The sequence below is a fragment of the Hirschia maritima DSM 19733 genome (assembly GCF_000378345.1).
Classification (GTDB): Bacteria; Pseudomonadota; Alphaproteobacteria; order Caulobacterales; family Hyphomonadaceae; genus Hirschia; species Hirschia maritima.
The window spans coordinates 257200-272129 of record NZ_KB899547.1 but is presented as its reverse complement, the minus strand read 5'-3'; the positions used below and the strand labels follow the sequence as shown (position 1 = coordinate 272129).

The 14930-nt window shown below is 44.9% G+C and carries 18 protein-coding genes; 6 read left to right on the top strand and 12 right to left on the bottom strand.

The annotated features are described in order from the left end of the window. Positions 1–3 precede the first annotated feature (3 nt). From F551_RS0112725 to F551_RS0112715, 3 genes are all read right to left on the bottom strand, one after another. Positions 4–1101, bottom strand: coding sequence for a threonine aldolase family protein (locus F551_RS0112725; RefSeq protein WP_018997902.1), 1098 nt, complete (start codon positions 1099–1101; stop codon positions 4–6). Positions 1102–1259: 158 nt separating this feature from the next. Then, a complete protein-coding gene (dksA, locus tag F551_RS0112720; protein WP_026296825.1) occupies positions 1260–1673 on the bottom strand; it encodes an RNA polymerase-binding protein DksA in 414 nt (137 codons plus the stop codon). Between the two features lie 137 nt (positions 1674–1810). After that, positions 1811–2260, bottom strand: a complete 450-nt coding sequence (locus tag F551_RS0112715; RefSeq protein WP_018997900.1) for a flagellar assembly protein FliX — start codon at positions 2258–2260, stop codon at positions 1811–1813. Positions 2261–2417: 157 nt separating this feature from the next. Between F551_RS0112715 and F551_RS0112710 the strand changes: the two genes are divergently transcribed. The 3 genes from F551_RS0112710 to F551_RS0112700 are packed head-to-tail and all read left to right on the top strand — an operon-like array spanning position 2418 to position 4299. Next, on the top strand, positions 2418–3527 hold the full coding sequence (locus tag F551_RS0112710; protein WP_026296824.1) for a flagellar basal body P-ring protein FlgI: 1110 nt from the start codon (positions 2418–2420) through the stop codon (positions 3525–3527). A gap of 2 nt (positions 3528–3529) precedes the next feature. Next, the gene (locus F551_RS0112705; RefSeq protein ID WP_018997897.1) at positions 3530–3844 is read left to right on the top strand and encodes a rod-binding protein; all 315 of its coding nucleotides are present in this window, start codon (positions 3530–3532) and stop codon (positions 3842–3844) included. A gap of 2 nt (positions 3845–3846) precedes the next feature. Continuing rightward, positions 3847–4299 (top strand): hypothetical protein, encoded by a 453-nt coding sequence (locus F551_RS0112700; protein WP_018997896.1) that lies wholly within the window; start codon positions 3847–3849, stop codon positions 4297–4299. On the opposite strand, the gene F551_RS0112695 is transcribed toward F551_RS0112700, so the two are convergent. From F551_RS0112695 to trmD, 4 genes are all read right to left on the bottom strand, one after another. Then, positions 4296–4784: a hypothetical protein gene (locus F551_RS0112695; protein ID WP_155826010.1), complete on the bottom strand. Its 489-nt coding sequence runs from the start codon at positions 4782–4784 to the stop codon at positions 4296–4298. The two genes, F551_RS0112700 and F551_RS0112695, sit on opposite strands and share 4 nt — an antisense overlap. 69 nt (positions 4785–4853) lie before the next feature. After that, entirely contained in the window at positions 4854–6479 is a 1626-nt protein-coding gene (locus F551_RS0112690; protein WP_051089169.1) for an AbgT family transporter, read from the bottom strand. A 152-nt stretch (positions 6480–6631) separates the two neighbouring features. After that, on the bottom strand, positions 6632–7027 hold the full coding sequence (gene rplS / locus F551_RS0112685; protein WP_018997893.1) for a 50S ribosomal protein L19: 396 nt from the start codon (positions 7025–7027) through the stop codon (positions 6632–6634). 4 nt (positions 7028–7031) lie between these two features. Next, positions 7032–7754 carry a tRNA (guanosine(37)-N1)-methyltransferase TrmD gene (gene trmD, locus F551_RS0112680; protein WP_018997892.1) on the bottom strand — a complete coding sequence of 241 codons (723 nt, stop codon included), beginning with the start codon at positions 7752–7754 and terminating at the stop codon, positions 7032–7034. Positions 7755–8113: 359 nt separating this feature from the next. Here trmD and F551_RS0112675 point away from each other — a divergent pair, with 359 nt between their 5' ends. From F551_RS0112675 to F551_RS0112665, 3 genes are all read left to right on the top strand, one after another. Beyond that, a complete protein-coding gene (locus F551_RS0112675; protein ID WP_018997891.1) occupies positions 8114–9853 on the top strand; it encodes a toll/interleukin-1 receptor domain-containing protein in 1740 nt (579 codons plus the stop codon). Between the two features lie 167 nt (positions 9854–10020). After that, positions 10021–10776 (top strand): glycosyltransferase family 2 protein, encoded by a 756-nt coding sequence (locus F551_RS0112670; RefSeq protein WP_018997890.1) that lies wholly within the window; start codon positions 10021–10023, stop codon positions 10774–10776. Positions 10777–10788: 12 nt separating this feature from the next. Continuing rightward, a complete protein-coding gene (locus tag F551_RS0112665) occupies positions 10789–12489 on the top strand; it encodes a hypothetical protein (protein WP_018997889.1) in 1701 nt (566 codons plus the stop codon). Positions 12490–12491: 2 nt separating this feature from the next. On the opposite strand, the gene rimM is transcribed toward F551_RS0112665, so the two are convergent. The 5 genes from rimM to F551_RS0112640 form a co-directional block, all read right to left on the bottom strand. Further along, positions 12492–13064: a ribosome maturation factor RimM gene (rimM, locus tag F551_RS0112660; RefSeq protein ID WP_018997888.1), complete on the bottom strand. Its 573-nt coding sequence runs from the start codon at positions 13062–13064 to the stop codon at positions 12492–12494. Then, the gene (locus F551_RS0112655; RefSeq protein WP_018997887.1) at positions 13064–13579 is read right to left on the bottom strand and encodes a GNAT family N-acetyltransferase; all 516 of its coding nucleotides are present in this window, start codon (positions 13577–13579) and stop codon (positions 13064–13066) included. The genes rimM and F551_RS0112655 overlap by 1 nt, the downstream gene beginning before the upstream one ends. A 126-nt stretch (positions 13580–13705) precedes the next feature. Next, positions 13706–14131 (bottom strand): 30S ribosomal protein S16, encoded by a 426-nt coding sequence (gene rpsP / locus F551_RS17640; RefSeq protein ID WP_018997886.1) that lies wholly within the window; start codon positions 14129–14131, stop codon positions 13706–13708. A 57-nt stretch (positions 14132–14188) separates the two neighbouring features. Next, on the bottom strand, positions 14189–14491 hold the full coding sequence (locus F551_RS0112645) for a chorismate mutase (RefSeq protein ID WP_018997885.1): 303 nt from the start codon (positions 14489–14491) through the stop codon (positions 14189–14191). Further along, positions 14484–14792, bottom strand: coding sequence for a hypothetical protein (locus tag F551_RS0112640; protein ID WP_018997884.1), 309 nt, complete (start codon positions 14790–14792; stop codon positions 14484–14486). Before F551_RS0112640 ends, F551_RS0112645 begins: the two co-directional genes overlap by 8 nt. Between the last annotated feature and the right edge of the window lie 138 nt (positions 14793–14930).

Genomic DNA, 14930 nt, shown 5'->3' with positions numbered 1-14930 from the left:
TCTTCACGCCAATTCGCCAGAAAGAATATTGATCGCTGACTTGATTAAATCGTCTGGAGTGGCAATTGCCACTTCACCAATGTGCATCTCCATGGCGCACGCATTGGGGTTGTGATGTATTCCCCAGAAACGACCACTTAGTTTCAAATCTAGGCTCTCGACAATAATATTTTGAATTTGTTCTGCTTTTTCTATATTGCAGGGCAAATGTACATGAAATAAATTTGTATGAGGTACTTCTGGTAAAACAGATAAAGCCGACCCACTGCTTATAAAAGAAGCTATTTCTCGCGCACGGATCACACACGCTTCCATGCGCTCGATTCTCTCGTCCATAAGACGTAACGCATCTACAACTAGCACCCAAGGCTGTACCATCAAGCCACCTAAACGTTCACGCCAGATTTTAGCCTCGTCGATGAAATCCTTATCTCCTATAAGTAATGCTCCCCCCATTGCCCCAATGTCTTTGTACAAAGATACATATACCGACGAAAAACCATCTACAATTTGAGCATAACTTCTATTCTCATAGATAGGTCGACATGACCAAATACGAGCGCCATCAACGTGCAATGGCATTTCTAATTCATGGGCACGATTCTTTATTTGGCCTAGCTCATCCCAAGATGGCACCATACCACCTGTGTGGCGTTGGGATAATTCAATAAACGCACATGCCGCTTTTTGATTAAAGTCATCAGGTGAAAGAACTGATGAAAAGTCTCCAATTTCTTGAGCGCTCAGATTGTGCGCATATCGATAGCCTTCACTTTCATGCAATAATAAATGAGATGTAGGATGCAAAAGTATATCTCTGCGCTTATGGCGAGATGCATATATCTGGGCCGCAACTCCTTGGGCCATTGTTCCAGTTGAGAACCATAACGCAGCTTGTTTTCCAAACAATTTCGCTACTTTTTCTTCCAATCGCGTATTCACTTGTCCAGAATTTAGAAATTCTTCTGAAAACCCTTGTTCCTCAATGTAATTTGATACTCCTTGCAACCGGGATTTTGAGCTTTCAAGTCCATGAATTGGGAAACCAAGTTGATATCGCGCATGCTGTTTACTCAATTTTCCGGCCATTGAATTAGGCATGTATAATATCTCCCAACACTTCAGAAACTTACAAGTATTCCTCGTTACTTTATAACGTGCATTTGATGCCAAAACTACGTTAATCACAAGTATCAAAACAAAAAGGCAACCTCATATTTGAAGCTGCCTTTTTTAAATTCTATCATGAATGAACAGTTTTAATCGTCGCGGATAGTGCGTTCTTTCTTTTCGTGTCTTTCTTGAGCTTCCAGACACAAAGTCGCTGTTGGGCGGGCATTCAATCGACCAAGCCCGATTGGCTCACCTGTGTGTTCACAAAAGCCGTATTCGTCAGACTCAATTCTACGCAAAGCAGAATCAATCTTTGATACCAATTTACGTTGGCGATCACGGGTTCTTAACTCTAAGGCTCTGTCTGCTTCGTTTGATGCACGATCTACCAAGTCTGGCAAATTCGAAGCATCTTCCTGCATTGTTTCGATTGTTTCTTTCGCACCGTCTAGAATATCTTGTTTCCAAGCTTCCAGCTTAGCTTTAAAATAAGCTTTCTGGCGCTCACACATGTATTCTTCGTTCTCTAACGGTGTGTATTCTTCAAGACTTACGCTCATTCGGCACACTCCTGTTCACTACCCTTGTCATTGCAGATCCAACTACAATGCCTCCTTCGGGCACGGCTCGTATAGCGAACATTCAGCTATGGGACAACTCAGAAATTTTCACACTTTTGAGATATCTCAAACCACTATTAGCGCTGCTCTTTTTTTTGTCTTTCAAGCTTGGCTATTTCTACAGCTGTTCGCACTTCAATGTGGCTTAATGCATTATCTAGGCCATCATCGCCTGATTCTTCACGCAATTCACCTAAAGCACGCTGTAACAAACCTAGATGTGCGGTTGTTGTACTGCCATCAAGAACAGATATTTGCAGGCGGTCCAATGCATCCATCATGCGTCGCCCTTTGCGCAATGCTTTGTTGCGTTTCTCTGTTGAGTTGTCCAAGCCTTGCAGCGCCATAATGGAATCAATTCCGCCAACTCCGGCAACGCCGCCAGCCGCTGCATTAGGCGCAGCTTGTTCAACATCTGAATCAGAATTCGAGTTTGAAACAAGTTTTGAAAAACCACTACTGGCTGGTGCCTTCGACTTAGACACACCATTGCTTGGTTTACCTGAAACTGGACGTGAAACGCGCATTGATTTGGAGCTCCCGCATAGATCTTTAGAATCCTACCAAAGGGTTAATGCCATCCTAATACAAACTTAAAAAAATTCTTGAATATTAAGCCTTTGTTTTGGGTTCTGCCTGAAAATATAGGTAACAGAATTTTTTCTACGCGTAAGGAAGCCACATATGAGCCGCATTATCTGCGCTTTATTCCTAGGAATTGCCTTCTCACTCCACAGCATGAGTGCGTTTGCAGGCTCTCGTCTTAAAGATATAGTTGATATTGAAGGCGTCAGAGACAACCAGCTTATCGGCTATGGAATCGTGGTTGGTTTAAACGGTTCTGGTGACAGTTTACGTAATTCTCCCATGACCCGCCAAAGCTTAGAGGCTATGCTGGAACGTCTAGGAGTGAACACGCGGGAAGAGACCTTAAACACGAAAAACGTTGCCGCTGTTATGGTCACAGCAAGTCTTCCTCCCTTTGCCACGGCAGGGTCTCGCATCGATGTCACAGTATCTGCAATGGGAGATGCCAAAAGCCTAGAAGGTGGAACATTGCTTGTTACCCCTCTTCTTGGTGCAAACGGAGATGTGTATGCAGTCGGCCAAGGCTCAATTGCAGTTGGTGGATTTGCGGCCGGAGGTGATTCTGGATCTGCACTCGTTCGCAATGTTCCTACAAATGGTCGTATCCCAAACGGCGCGTTGGTCGAACTTGAAGTACCGTTCGAATTGAACAATCAGAACAAACTTCGATTATCTCTTCGCAATCCTGATTTTACGACTGCAACACGTATTTCATCAGTCATCAATGCATATCTGGGTACAACTGCTGCAATAGCTACGGACCACGCAACAGTGGCGCTAAACCGCCCACCAAATTTCCAAGGTGGCATGTCCATGTTGTTGGCAGAGATTGAACGTTTGGAAGTTGAACCAGACCAACCTGCTCGCATCATCATCAATGAAACAACTGGTATCATTGTTATGGGCGAAAATGTCCGCGTTTCAGAGGTTGCAATTGCCCAAGGAAACCTAACTATATCGGTAGCGGAGCAACCTGCTGTATCTCAACCAAATGCGTTTGGTGAAGGCGAAACAGTTGTGGTTCCGCAAACGGATATTGAAGCAAATGAAGATATTGCAGACCTTGCGGTGATCGGTGGCAGTGTGCCTCTAAATGATCTGGTGAACGGTCTGAACGCTCTAGGTGTTAGCCCGCGTGACATGATCTCCATCTTGCAAGCTCTGAAAGCCTCAGGTGCTCTCCAAGCTGATATCGAGGTAATGTAATCATGAGCAATCCAGTTGATATCGGCGCACTTAATGCCATGGGCGTTGCTCGCGACTTTCGATTCTCCGAAGCGCAAACGCGAGAAAAAGCTGAAGAAATGGCGCAAGAATTTGAATCCATGTTCTTATCCGAAATGCTTCAGCCTATATTCAACCAGATTAAAACCGACGGCCCTTTTGGCGGCGGACAAGCGGAAGATGCATTTCGTCCAATGCTAACTGAAGAATACGCCAAGGCTTTGTCAGCTAATGGCGGCGTGGGCATTGCGGACCAAGTGCTTACGGAAATATTACGCATGCAAGGATTGGAAGAATAACCATGGCTATAGCAGCACATGATGGTGCCGACCGCGCCGACCAGTTGATCGCAATCACTGACCGCCTCAGCGTTCTAATTTCTCAGGAAATCGAAGCTCACCGAGAAAACCGTTTAGATGCCTCTTCTCAGGACTGGGCAGAGAAGGAAAAACTAGCTCACGCCTATCGGATCGAGATTTCCAATATTAGAACAAATCCCGCACTTTTAGCCGAGGCAAGTGACACTCAAAAAAACGAGCTTAAATCAAAAGTAGAAGCCTTTGCATTACTTACAGAGCGCCATGCCAAAGCACTTGAAGCATCTAAAGATGTGACTGAAGGCCTTGTGCGCGCAATGACAGAAGAAGTTGCTTCTACACGTGCCGCACCTGCAGGATATGGAAGCGCCGGAGCAATGAATTCCTCAAAAGGCAGCGCCGCCCATTCTGGAATAGCGGCAAATTTGAAGATTTAATCGTAAGATAAATTTCTATCAGCCAACCAATTGCATACGCCGATATCACCTCGCCTGCACGCTAGTTTTATGGAATTCAATATGTCAGGCGCGTATTCAATTTGGTCTTGTTCTTTTAGCGCCTGGTAATACGCTATAGAGAAAGCAGTTTCTGCAGAATTTGTTTTGCATTCACAAGCAGCTTGTAGAACAACACGCGCTTTCTTTTCGTCTTTAGGAAGTTCATCGTTTCCATAAAAATAAAGACTTCCCAACAAGGCACATGCAGTGCGTTCTGCGCCTGTCATGTCATATGATTTGGATAAACAATCATCGACTTGGAGAGGGGTATAATCAGAACTTCCAACCAAAACACCTCTCTCAGCTTTCCCTACCCTATCGATATTTGAATTTTGAGATGAGTTTTGCTGGAGCAGCTTCATTCCTCCAGCCCCAATAAGTAATCCAATAACAACAAGCAGAATTCGTTCGATCCATTGGTCCATATTTCCCCCACCAATAATAGCGCCGCAACCAAAATTGCGACGCCATATTTCATTCAAATGATCAATACCTTATTTTGGCAAAGCATAGGCTGTTGGTGCACCTGGCCCCATATCGATGCCTAAGAATACCCAAAGGACAACAAGAAGCAGTCCTGTGATAAGCATCCAGATCGAATACGGGATCATCATAGCTGTGAGCGACCCAAGACCGAAGTCTTTGTTCCAACGCTGCGCAAATACCAGCACAAGCGGGAAATAGACCATTAGCGGTGTTATGATGTTGGTCGCCCCATCACCCACACGATAGATAGCTGTTGCACCTTCTGGGCTGATTCCCAGCAACATCAGCATCGGCACCAACACTGGAGCCAACAGAGCCCATTTAGCACTTGCTGACCCTACAAAGAGGTTTAGTGTTGCCGAAAGGAGTACGATTAGCCCCATCGCGATAGGAAGCGGCAATCCAGATGCTTCAATACCTGCGGCACCGTGAATTGCAAAAATCAAACCCAGATTTGACCAGTTGAATAGAGCTACAAAGTGAGCTGCGGCAAAGGCAAGAACGAGGTAATACCCCATATCTTTCATTCCCTCTGCCATCATCGCAACAAGGTCCTTGTGATTTTTCACCGTACCTACTGCGCTACCATATGCCCAACCGGCAGCTAAGAAGAGCACCATAAATCCACCGACGAGAGACTTAAAGAATGGTGCTAAACGTTGGACGCCTGCACATTCTCCTGCTTGTTCTGCTTCAACCGTACAGGCTGCCTCGTTGATCAATGGCGTGCCGGGCGCGAACGTCATAAGTAACCACACACCAACGACTGCTAGGAGCGCAAAACCAGCACGGCCCAGTCCTTTTTTCTCTTCAGATTTTAGCTCTGTTGATGGATCCGCCTCTTGCTCATCTTCATTCGCATTATTGAAGAAAGGTGTATTTGCTAGGCGTGGCTCAACAATTTTGTCCGTTACAAACCAAATGACAGGAAGGTAAATAAAGGTGAGTGCAAATATGAACCACCAATTCCCTGCAACATTCATTGTCCAACTTGCATCTAATGCGCTGCCGTCTACGGCTGTCTCTGTGATACCAAATAGCAGCACATCAAGTTGACCAGGAAGAATGTTGGCAGAAAAACCACCAGACACACCAGCAAATGCCGCAGCAATACCTGCTACTGGATGACGCCCTACCGCATGGAACATGATCCCAGCTAGAGGAATCATGACAACATACGCCGCATCCGCCGCGTGGTTTGCAATCATAGCAATCAACGCAACCATTGGCGTTAGAATGAGTTTAGGCGCATTCCCCAAGGCCGCACGCATTGCAGCACCAAAAAGCCCCGAACGCTCAGCAACACCCGCGCCAAGCATCACTACCAAAACATATCCTAGAGGATGGAAGTGTGAGAATGTCTTAGTCATCTCCACCCAAAATTTCGCGATATTATCACCTGACAGCAGACTTTCAGAAACGATGACAATGGGATTACCATCAGAATCCACTTGCGTTGGATGCAAAGCAGACAATCCACTCAAAGCTGCAACAACCGATATCGCGATCAACACGATTGCCAAATAGAAGAATATCACAACTGGATCAGGTAATTTATTTCCCGTTCGTTCTACCCAGCCGAGGATTCCTCCTACTTTTCCGTCTTCTTTAGCTTCTCCCACGCATGCCTCCATCAGAACCTAACATTTATTTTCTGCAAGGTTAGACGTGGATTTCCCAAAGAGGCAACAGAAAGATTTTCGCTAAGCATAAAAAAAAACGCCGCAACTTACATTGCGACGTCTTTTAAAACTCGATTTGGAAGAAATTCTTCCGAAAAGCTGAATTAAGCTTTCTTCTCGCGACGCTGAATACCGTGACCTGTAGTACGCTCAGCAATACGAGCAGCTTTACCTGTACGTCCACGTAGGTAGTACAGTTTCGCACGTCTTACTTTACCACGACGCTTAACTTCAATGCTTTCCAACATTGGAGAAACAACAGGGAATACACGTTCAACACCTTCACCAAATGAAAGCTTACGAACTGTGAAGTTCTCCTGAATGCCGCCGCCTGCGCGAGCAATACACACACCTTCGAACGCCTGAACACGTTCACGGTCACCTTCTTTAATCTTCACGCTAACACGTAGAGTGTCACCTGGAGAAAATTCAGGAATTGTTTTGTCGCCGAGAACGCGTTGCATCTCTTCAGCTTCGAGAGTTTGAATAATGTTGGCCATGATATTAGCTCTTATCTTTCAGTCGCGCGTTCGTCGCTAGATTTAACTTGAAGGAGGCGTATAAATCCGGTCTTCGAGCTTTTGTCAACGCTAAAGACTCCTCCAAACGCCATTTGTCTATCTTTTTATGGTCTCCAGACAATAAAACGTCCGGTGTTGGCCTATTTTTCCATGTTCTTGGCTTTGTATAATGCGGATGCTCAAGCAATCCTGTCTCGAAGCTTTCGTGTTCAAGACTTTCTTCATTTCCTGCTACATCTGGCAAAAGGCGGATACAGGCTTCAGCCATTGTTTGAGCTGCAACCTCGCCACCAGCGAGAATAAAGTCCCCAATGGAAATTTCTTCAATCTCATATTCATCGATGACGCGCTGATCCAAACCTTCAAAACGACCGCACAAAATGATCATTCCAGGCCCCGACACAAGTTCTCGTACTTTTTCCTGTTTCAAGGTCGGCCCACGCGGCGACATATAAATGAGCGGTCGCTTCTTTCGGTCCACTGAATCTATCGCTTTAGCCATAATGTCCGGCCGCAATACCATACCTGCACCACCTCCTGCCGGAGTGTCATCAACTTGGCGATGCTTACCTTCACCAAACTCGCGAATGTCTACAGTCTCGCATGACCAGATGCCCTGCTTTCTCGCACGCCCAATAATCGAGACGTCCAATATCCCAGGGAAAGCCTCTGGGAACAGGGTCAAAAATGTTACGTCAAAGCTCATATTAGTCTTTCAATTTCGATGATCGTAATCTTGTGAGGCACTAACACTTATTTCTCGATTGGGTGTCTGACATAAACCTGTCCTCAGCACAAATTCCTTGTTGCCTAAAACCAGTCTTTCGCGTTCGCGCAAAAAACGTTCGTTCACCAACATATTCTCGATCTAGTTGAAACCACTATGGCATTGCGCAATCTGCGATATATTCTCGCATGTTGTATTTGCGCAATGCTTACAAAAATTCGCTTAAAGTAACATTAACTTTCAAGCGTAACTCATTGTGTTTATTATATTCTGAGCGTATCATCGTTCAAATTTGAAGTTAGCAAAACTAGGTTTTAAGAGCCTATCTTGGGGGTCAAATGCCACACGATCCCAATAGCGCGTTACGCGTTTATATCTGTTGTACGCGAGCCGATACGGGTTTCGCGACCGAGTTGCTGACTTGCCTCAAAACATATGGTTTTGATCCTTTTTTCTCTCTAGAAGACCCAAATCTTCCACAACCGCCAAAAGAAATAGTGGACGATCAAATTTCCGATTCTGATACTGTTTTATTCATTCTTACACCTGATGCACTGAATGATGCGCGCGCCACGGGTGAATTGGAAACGGCCTATTTGCAAGGTAAAAGGATCTACCTTATACCCATAAAGCAGATATCCGCATCAGAAGCTCCAGATGCATTGCTTGAACTCCCGTTTATCAGTTTTCACAGCAATACAAGCTTTGCCTCCAACCTCGACACGCTAGTAAACAAACTCAACGCAAATAGAGAATGGATTCAAGAACATACTCGCTTGCATAGATTGGCAAGCAATTGGCAAAAGAACCGAAAATCGCGATCGCTATTGTTATTTGGTCGTGAACTGGACGCGGCGTCTCAGTGGCGCAAAAACAAACCAGAAAACGCACTTAGAATTACCAGCCTTCAGGATAGCTTTATTGCGGCAAGTCTAGAAACCTTTCACAATTCCGCCGCTAGAAGAAAATCCGGTGCCCCGTCTCTTTTAAAAACGTTTTTGACTGCCGCCTCTATCTGCGTGATGGCCTTTTTGGGCATTCAATGGCACTCAAGCGAAAAAGAAAACACTCGTTTGATTGGTGAATTAGAAAACACAAACAAAACAAAAACCCATCTAGAAGCAGTTCAAACTCGGCTTTATGCTGATGTCCGACTAGCTCCCACACCAGGCACAAGTGAATTGCTTACTCGCATTCCAGGTTGGTATCCCCGAACCACAAGCCATCTGGGTTCTATTGCGCGCATACAATTATTCAATTCCAACAACTTATCTGATGAATACACCGGCCTCATTCTCTCCGGAGAACTTTTAGGTGAAGCCTATAAAGATAAGGCTTACATTTTAACACCTACGTTCAACAGATCAGATGCTTCCCAATTAATCGCGAGTTCTGAGCCCGAAAATTCAAATATTCACAACGCAGTTGCAAATCAAGAATTTCAAATTATTGCAGCGGAAAATAGTGAGCAAATTTTGACTGCAGTCGTCGATTCATCTCCAGCTCGCGACTACCCGGTTAATCTTCCTGCACTATATGGCGACACGGAATTCCTAGCCCACGGTACGCTGTGGCAGTCTCAAATTAAAAACCATGATCAGGCGGCATTCAGCCTTCATGAAATAACTTCACCTTTACCACCAGGTGGACGCCCTCTTTCATTTAGCGACATTGATTGTCAGAAGTTCTCTCGCATTAAATCCTTGGGAAGACAGCAGAATATCAGCGCAAGCAAAATGCTTGATCCCATTGGCATAATCACTCTCGCCCCCAAATTAGAAAATGTGTCAAACGAAACACGTGCTTCTAAATTGGGGTATGCAACACTAGCGACGTCTCGTCTATCAAGTGAAGACCAGCTTAGTTACATCACTTATGAGAAAGATGTAATTTTGCCGGAGACAGGATCTGCAGTGTTCAATCTAGTTACTGGAAAAATCATGGCCTTGCATATTGGATCAACTGCTTCGACAGATGGACCCTTTGAAGGCGTTTCACTTGTCAGCCTTTTAAATGAAGTAAGAGCTGATTTGTCAGTCCCCACTTCAAATCTCAATTCCGTTTGTGAGAGTGAATAACCGCATTCAACTGTGAATTTTTATTCTCAAAGTTGTATTTCACATCAATTTTACAATTTTTCTTTCCAAACTCCACGATTTGAAGCTCAACTCACTTCCAGTCGTCTTCAAATATGTTAATGCTTTGCAATGAGGTGGAGTTTCCACAGTGAAATGAATGGACAATCGTGAACTCTACAGAGCAAAAACTGTCGGTACTTATTCCCTTTTTCAATGAAGAAGGAAATGTTCTTCCACTTTTGGACGAAATTCACGACACATTGAATGGCATTTCTTTTGAAGTTGTTTGCGTCAATGATGCCTCTGATGATGCTACAGCAAATGAACTAAGTGAAGCTCAAAAAAAATATGCAGATACAGTTATTGTTCTGTCCCACATTCAAAGAAGCGGAAAATCAGCTGCCCTATTTACGGGCCTGAAGTCTGTTACTGGAGATTGGGTTCAATTATTGGATGGTGATGGTCAAAATGACCCTGCCGATTCAAGACGTTTGTGGGATGAAATTATCGTCCCCGGCGCTCCCGCTCAATTGGGGATTATTGCAGGTCGTCGAACAAGCCGAAATGACAGTGGCTTCAAATGGCTTCAATCTCGTATTGCAAATGGCGTGAGACGCTTTTGTCTCAAAGACGATGCAAAAGATACAGGTTGCGGGTTCAAATTAATTCGCACTTCTGCTTTCAGAGATCTTCCTTTTTTTGCAAGCATGCACCGCTTTTTCCCAGCCCTCATTAAACGAGCTGGCTGGGAAGTACGAGAAGAATATGTAAATGACCGCGAACGCTGGCATGGATCCTCAAAGTATGGGTTTATTTCGCGCTTGGGCGCAGGCATTGTCGATCTGTTAGGAATGATCTGGTTGGTTAGGCGCGGTGGCCAAGGTATTGCCGCCGAATGGAATGACCCTCGAGTAAACAAGTAAGGCGGACAACCGGTGGAACAATATTCTTCGACTGATATGAGTTTTGATACTCAAAACAGCGAAAATGATCCGGTAAGATCAGCAAGCTATGGCCGTTTTCCCAAACAAAAACTTATTTACGCGTCAATATTAGGATATTGTGTTGTTCATTTCATCATCCGGATATTTACATCCCCTATCCTCACAATAGATGAAGCCAATTTCGCACTATTGGGACAGTCCTTTCAGCTTGGATATGGCAGTGATCATCCTCCACTTTTATCTTGGATTTTCATAACACTAAGCGCACCGTTAGGAATAAATATATATATTGTAGCCGGCCTGAAATACATCCTCATGGGTATAGGGCTATGTGCTTTTTATAAATCCACTCTCACCATTTATGAATGGATGGATGAAACAGGGATTTTGCACAAACGCCTGGATTTAGCTGCTGCTGCGACGGGTAGCTGGGCACTCATCTTTATGGTTGGTTGGTCTAGCCACGAAGATCAACTTCCTCAAATTCTAGATTTCACTCTGCTTTCGATAACCCTTCTCAGCTTAACGCTGGCTCTCACCAATAAAGGTTTTTTATGGTGGGCCGTTTTTGGAATCTCCATCGGATTGAGCCTTTTAAGCCATCTACATCTCGTTCTTTTCCCGTTTAGCCTCATCTGCGCGGCAATGGGAATGAAATCGCTCACACGTCCTCATTATGACGCCAATGGCGACACGCTGACACCTCCAGCAATCACATGGATCCACGTTGGTATCGCGATGGCTACAGCTATGCTGGTTGTAACGCCTCACGCAATGTGGTTACTCCAAAATGGCGGACCAGCTAGTCAGCTTACTCTCGCTGATTTTGGATTTTCTGCAGACATTGACCTCAAATCCCAACAAGGCCTCTCGGCTTTTGCCATGGATCGTGGCCTAGCACTCAGGTCTCAAGCTATTTCGGCGATCCAATACATTATGCCTCTTGGCGTCATCTTCATAATGCTTTTTTGGCCGATGTGGATTTCATATGTTTATCCATTTTTCCCAAAACGAGATGTAGATGAAGGCCCATTTGAACGCACTTGGCGCAGGCTTTTTTCAAATACAATTCGATTGTCGATCCTCTTTGTTGCTCTTTCCGCACTTGTGACAGGAAGTCTATTAGGCACACGTTGGATGCTCCCCGTCTTTTTTGCGCTACCTATTTGGTTGTTCTTTCAAGTGCAGCGTTCTGGCCCCTATTTCATTTCAATGCGCGGGCTAGCAACCATCATAGTTTGCACACTCATCATAGTTCCAATCGCGCGTGTAGTTGTTTGGAGTGAAGACATAATGAGCTGCAAAGAAACACGTTGCCGTGCATATCTACCAGTTCAAGATTTCTCCGACAGCCTCACCCTAGAAGGCTTTGCGAATGGAACAATTGTTGGAGAAGAGCCTCATTTAACGGGTAATTTCAGAACACATTATCCAGATGCTCGCATTCTTGATGCTAACTATCCCGCTGCAGCCTTCCCTCAATCATCATCAGGTCGCGGCACCTGCATTGCTATATGGCGCGATAATGCTGAAATGCCAGACAAACTCGCGTTGTACTTGAGAGACCAGATTGGAATTCGGGACATCAATCGTAGCCCTGGCGGTGCGATACGGAAAAACCTAATCAACAGCTTAGATAAGCACTCGGTTCTCTACTATCGCTTTCTAAAACCCAACAAGAATTGCCGCTAAAGCTAATCTTCTTGATCTTGTTCTTCAGGGTCATCAATCCGCAATGCATCTGGCAAATATTGCTCTTCCGGTTTAGCGGTAAGAATACGTGCTTTTACATCGACCTGAGGAACAACCTCCATCGTAAATGGCAACATATAGTCTGTTCCTAGCGGACTTTTTAATTCGATAAGATCATCTGCACCAAAGTTGTGAACATGGGTCACTTCTCCAAGCTCACGCCCATCTTCATGTTTTACGTTACATCCAATAAGGTCCGCAAAGTAGAACTCATCTTCCTCAGGCTCTGGCAATTCTTCACGTGGCACATATAGAAGCTGCCCCTTCATCGCCATCCACTCTTCTCGCTGGCGTGGCTCATGCGGCCAAACCACAAAACCATCTTTATTCACTTGCACACTTTTAGGCGTAAAAACTAACTCGCCATGCTCGTCTAATAATGGTCCATAAGCAAAGCAGTCTTCCTCATATTCAGTGAAAGAACGCACTCGCACATGTCCCCGAACACCGTGGGCTCCGCCCAGCTGAGCGACTACGACAAGATCAGAATTCGCACTTGAAGGACGCTTACTCATCAAGTTTGTTTTTCTGGATTTAGAGTGGAGCGAACTAACATAGAAACTGTTTTACCTTGGTCTTCATGTGTTAGTTGCGCGACTTCTTCAAAGCCCAATCTTTTGTGGAAATTCATTGAAACCTCATTCATCGGTTTCACATTCACTTCTGCGACTAGCTTCTCTGCACCTTGTGCCTCGGCCATGTCCAGTGCCTCTGAATAGAGCGCTAGGCCTACGCCCTTGCCACGCCCTGCCTCTGACACGGCTATGCGGTCTACATAAAGAAAGCTATCAAAATTCTCTTCAAACCAGCGGTAATTAGGACTTGAATAATCTCGTCCTTTCGCAATGAGCATAATAAACCCACAACGTTCACCAGTTTCATCTTCTACCACGAGAACACCATGGCACTGTTTTTCCAGCGCCTCATACTCATCACGAGTGAGACTTCCAACTGCGGGAATATTTGCCTGGTTTAGGTCGACAATCCAATCAATGTCTTCCAATTGCGCTTCGCGGATATTCAGATCCATTTAAGGACTCCAATGAACTGAATACTCCTCTCCCTCATGAAAGAGGAAGAGGAGTACAGTGCCAAATAGATATTTCAAAAATAAGCCAACTCACTAAATATCGCGAATGGCTTATCTAATTTGGTTTTACTCAGAAGCTTCTTCTGTTGCTTCAGCAGCTGCAGCTTTTGCTGCTTTAGCAGCTTCTTTAGCTTCTTCTTCAGCAGCTTTACGAGCTTCTTCTTTTTCTTTCTTCTCTTCGATGCGCTCTAGAGCTTTTTCACCCGGCTTAGCTTTGTTCGGGTTGTTTCCGTGTTTCCACTCAACAAGACCAGCTTCAGAGATAAAACGAGCGACACGATCAGTTGGCTTAGCGCCTTTACCCATCCACTCTTTGATTTTGTCAGCATCAAAGCCAACACGGTTTTCATCATCTTTAGCCAATAGAGGGTTGTAGTGGCCTACTTTTTCAATGAAACGACCATCACGTGGCATGCGGGAGTCAGCAACAACGATGCGGTAATAAGGACGTTTTTTAGAACCACCACGGGCTAGACGAATTTTAAGAGCCATGAATTATCTCCTGATTTGGCAATTTTATGTGGTCAACAACTGACCGATTTTTGTTCGCTATTTGCGAAACTGTTCGTGGTGACGGATCACTTCCGTCACGATGAAATTTAGAAACTTTTCAGCAAATTCCGGATCAAGGTCCGCATCTTTTGCCATTTGACGAAGACGCTCAATTTGCGCTGCTTCGCGAGTTTTATCTGCTGGTGGAAGATCGTGCTCGGCCTTCAAACGACCAACAGCTTGTGTACATTTAAAACGTTCGGCCAACATGTGGATAATCGCATTATCTATGTTGTCGATCGAAGCGCGCATTTTCAATAATTCTTGAAGACCGTCTGTAACTTGTTTTTCCTCAGACATTTCCGCCCTCCCAATCATGCTTAAGTGCACGAAGCGATAAAGAACCCAATACAAGCACTGCCGAAATCGATGCCATTATGCCAATCGCCATGCCCGCGAACGATTGCGGGTCAATTCCATTGCGCATGGCCAAAGGTGTGATCACCAATGGACCAAACATAAATCCGAAAAAGATCGCCCCAAATATAAATAGCTTAGACGTCAAAGTCGCTTTAAAGCTCGCACCGCAATTGGGGCATTTCCCTTTTAGCGCTGCACCGCCTAAATCATGATTACATTTCTGGCAGAGGAATTGGGTCATAATTTAGGCTCCTGCCACTTGAACGAACAGTTATTCCAATGGCGTCTAATCAATTTAGGCATGCCGACCAACAGCCAAAACCACCCCAAAGCGACGAATAAAATTACCGGAATTTGACTGTAGCTTGATGTAAAAAAA

What these genes read in the sequence shown, in the direction of transcription:
- F551_RS0112640 (WP_018997884.1), bottom strand. Translation starts at nt 14,792, where the DNA reads ATGACCCAATTCCTCTGCCAGAAATGTAATCATGATTTAGGCGGTGCA.
- F551_RS0112645 (WP_018997885.1), bottom strand. Translation starts at nt 14,491, where the DNA reads ATGTCTGAGGAAAAACAAGTTACAGACGGTCTTCAAGAATTATTGAAA.
- F551_RS0112675 (WP_018997891.1), top strand. Translation starts at nt 8,114, where the DNA reads ATGCCACACGATCCCAATAGCGCGTTACGCGTTTATATCTGTTGTACG.
- rimM (WP_018997888.1), bottom strand. Translation starts at nt 13,064, where the DNA reads ATGAGTAAGCGTCCTTCAAGTGCGAATTCTGATCTTGTCGTAGTCGCT.
- F551_RS0112695 (WP_155826010.1), bottom strand. Translation starts at nt 4,784, where the DNA reads ATGGACCAATGGATCGAACGAATTCTGCTTGTTGTTATTGGATTACTT.
- F551_RS0112690 (WP_051089169.1), bottom strand. Translation starts at nt 6,479, where the DNA reads ATGGAGGCATGCGTGGGAGAAGCTAAAGAAGACGGAAAAGTAGGAGGA.
- F551_RS0112710 (WP_026296824.1), top strand. Translation starts at nt 2,418, where the DNA reads ATGAGCCGCATTATCTGCGCTTTATTCCTAGGAATTGCCTTCTCACTC.
- rpsP (WP_018997886.1), bottom strand. Translation starts at nt 14,131, where the DNA reads ATGGCTCTTAAAATTCGTCTAGCCCGTGGTGGTTCTAAAAAACGTCCT.
- F551_RS0112715 (WP_018997900.1), bottom strand. Translation starts at nt 2,260, where the DNA reads ATGCGCGTTTCACGTCCAGTTTCAGGTAAACCAAGCAATGGTGTGTCT.
- dksA (WP_026296825.1), bottom strand. Translation starts at nt 1,673, where the DNA reads ATGAGCGTAAGTCTTGAAGAATACACACCGTTAGAGAACGAAGAATAC.
- F551_RS0112705 (WP_018997897.1), top strand. Translation starts at nt 3,530, where the DNA reads ATGAGCAATCCAGTTGATATCGGCGCACTTAATGCCATGGGCGTTGCT.
- F551_RS0112725 (WP_018997902.1), bottom strand. Translation starts at nt 1,101, where the DNA reads ATGCCTAATTCAATGGCCGGAAAATTGAGTAAACAGCATGCGCGATAT.
- trmD (WP_018997892.1), bottom strand. Translation starts at nt 7,754, where the DNA reads ATGAGCTTTGACGTAACATTTTTGACCCTGTTCCCAGAGGCTTTCCCT.
- rplS (WP_018997893.1), bottom strand. Translation starts at nt 7,027, where the DNA reads ATGGCCAACATTATTCAAACTCTCGAAGCTGAAGAGATGCAACGCGTT.
- F551_RS0112655 (WP_018997887.1), bottom strand. Translation starts at nt 13,579, where the DNA reads ATGGATCTGAATATCCGCGAAGCGCAATTGGAAGACATTGATTGGATT.
- F551_RS0112700 (WP_018997896.1), top strand. Translation starts at nt 3,847, where the DNA reads ATGGCTATAGCAGCACATGATGGTGCCGACCGCGCCGACCAGTTGATC.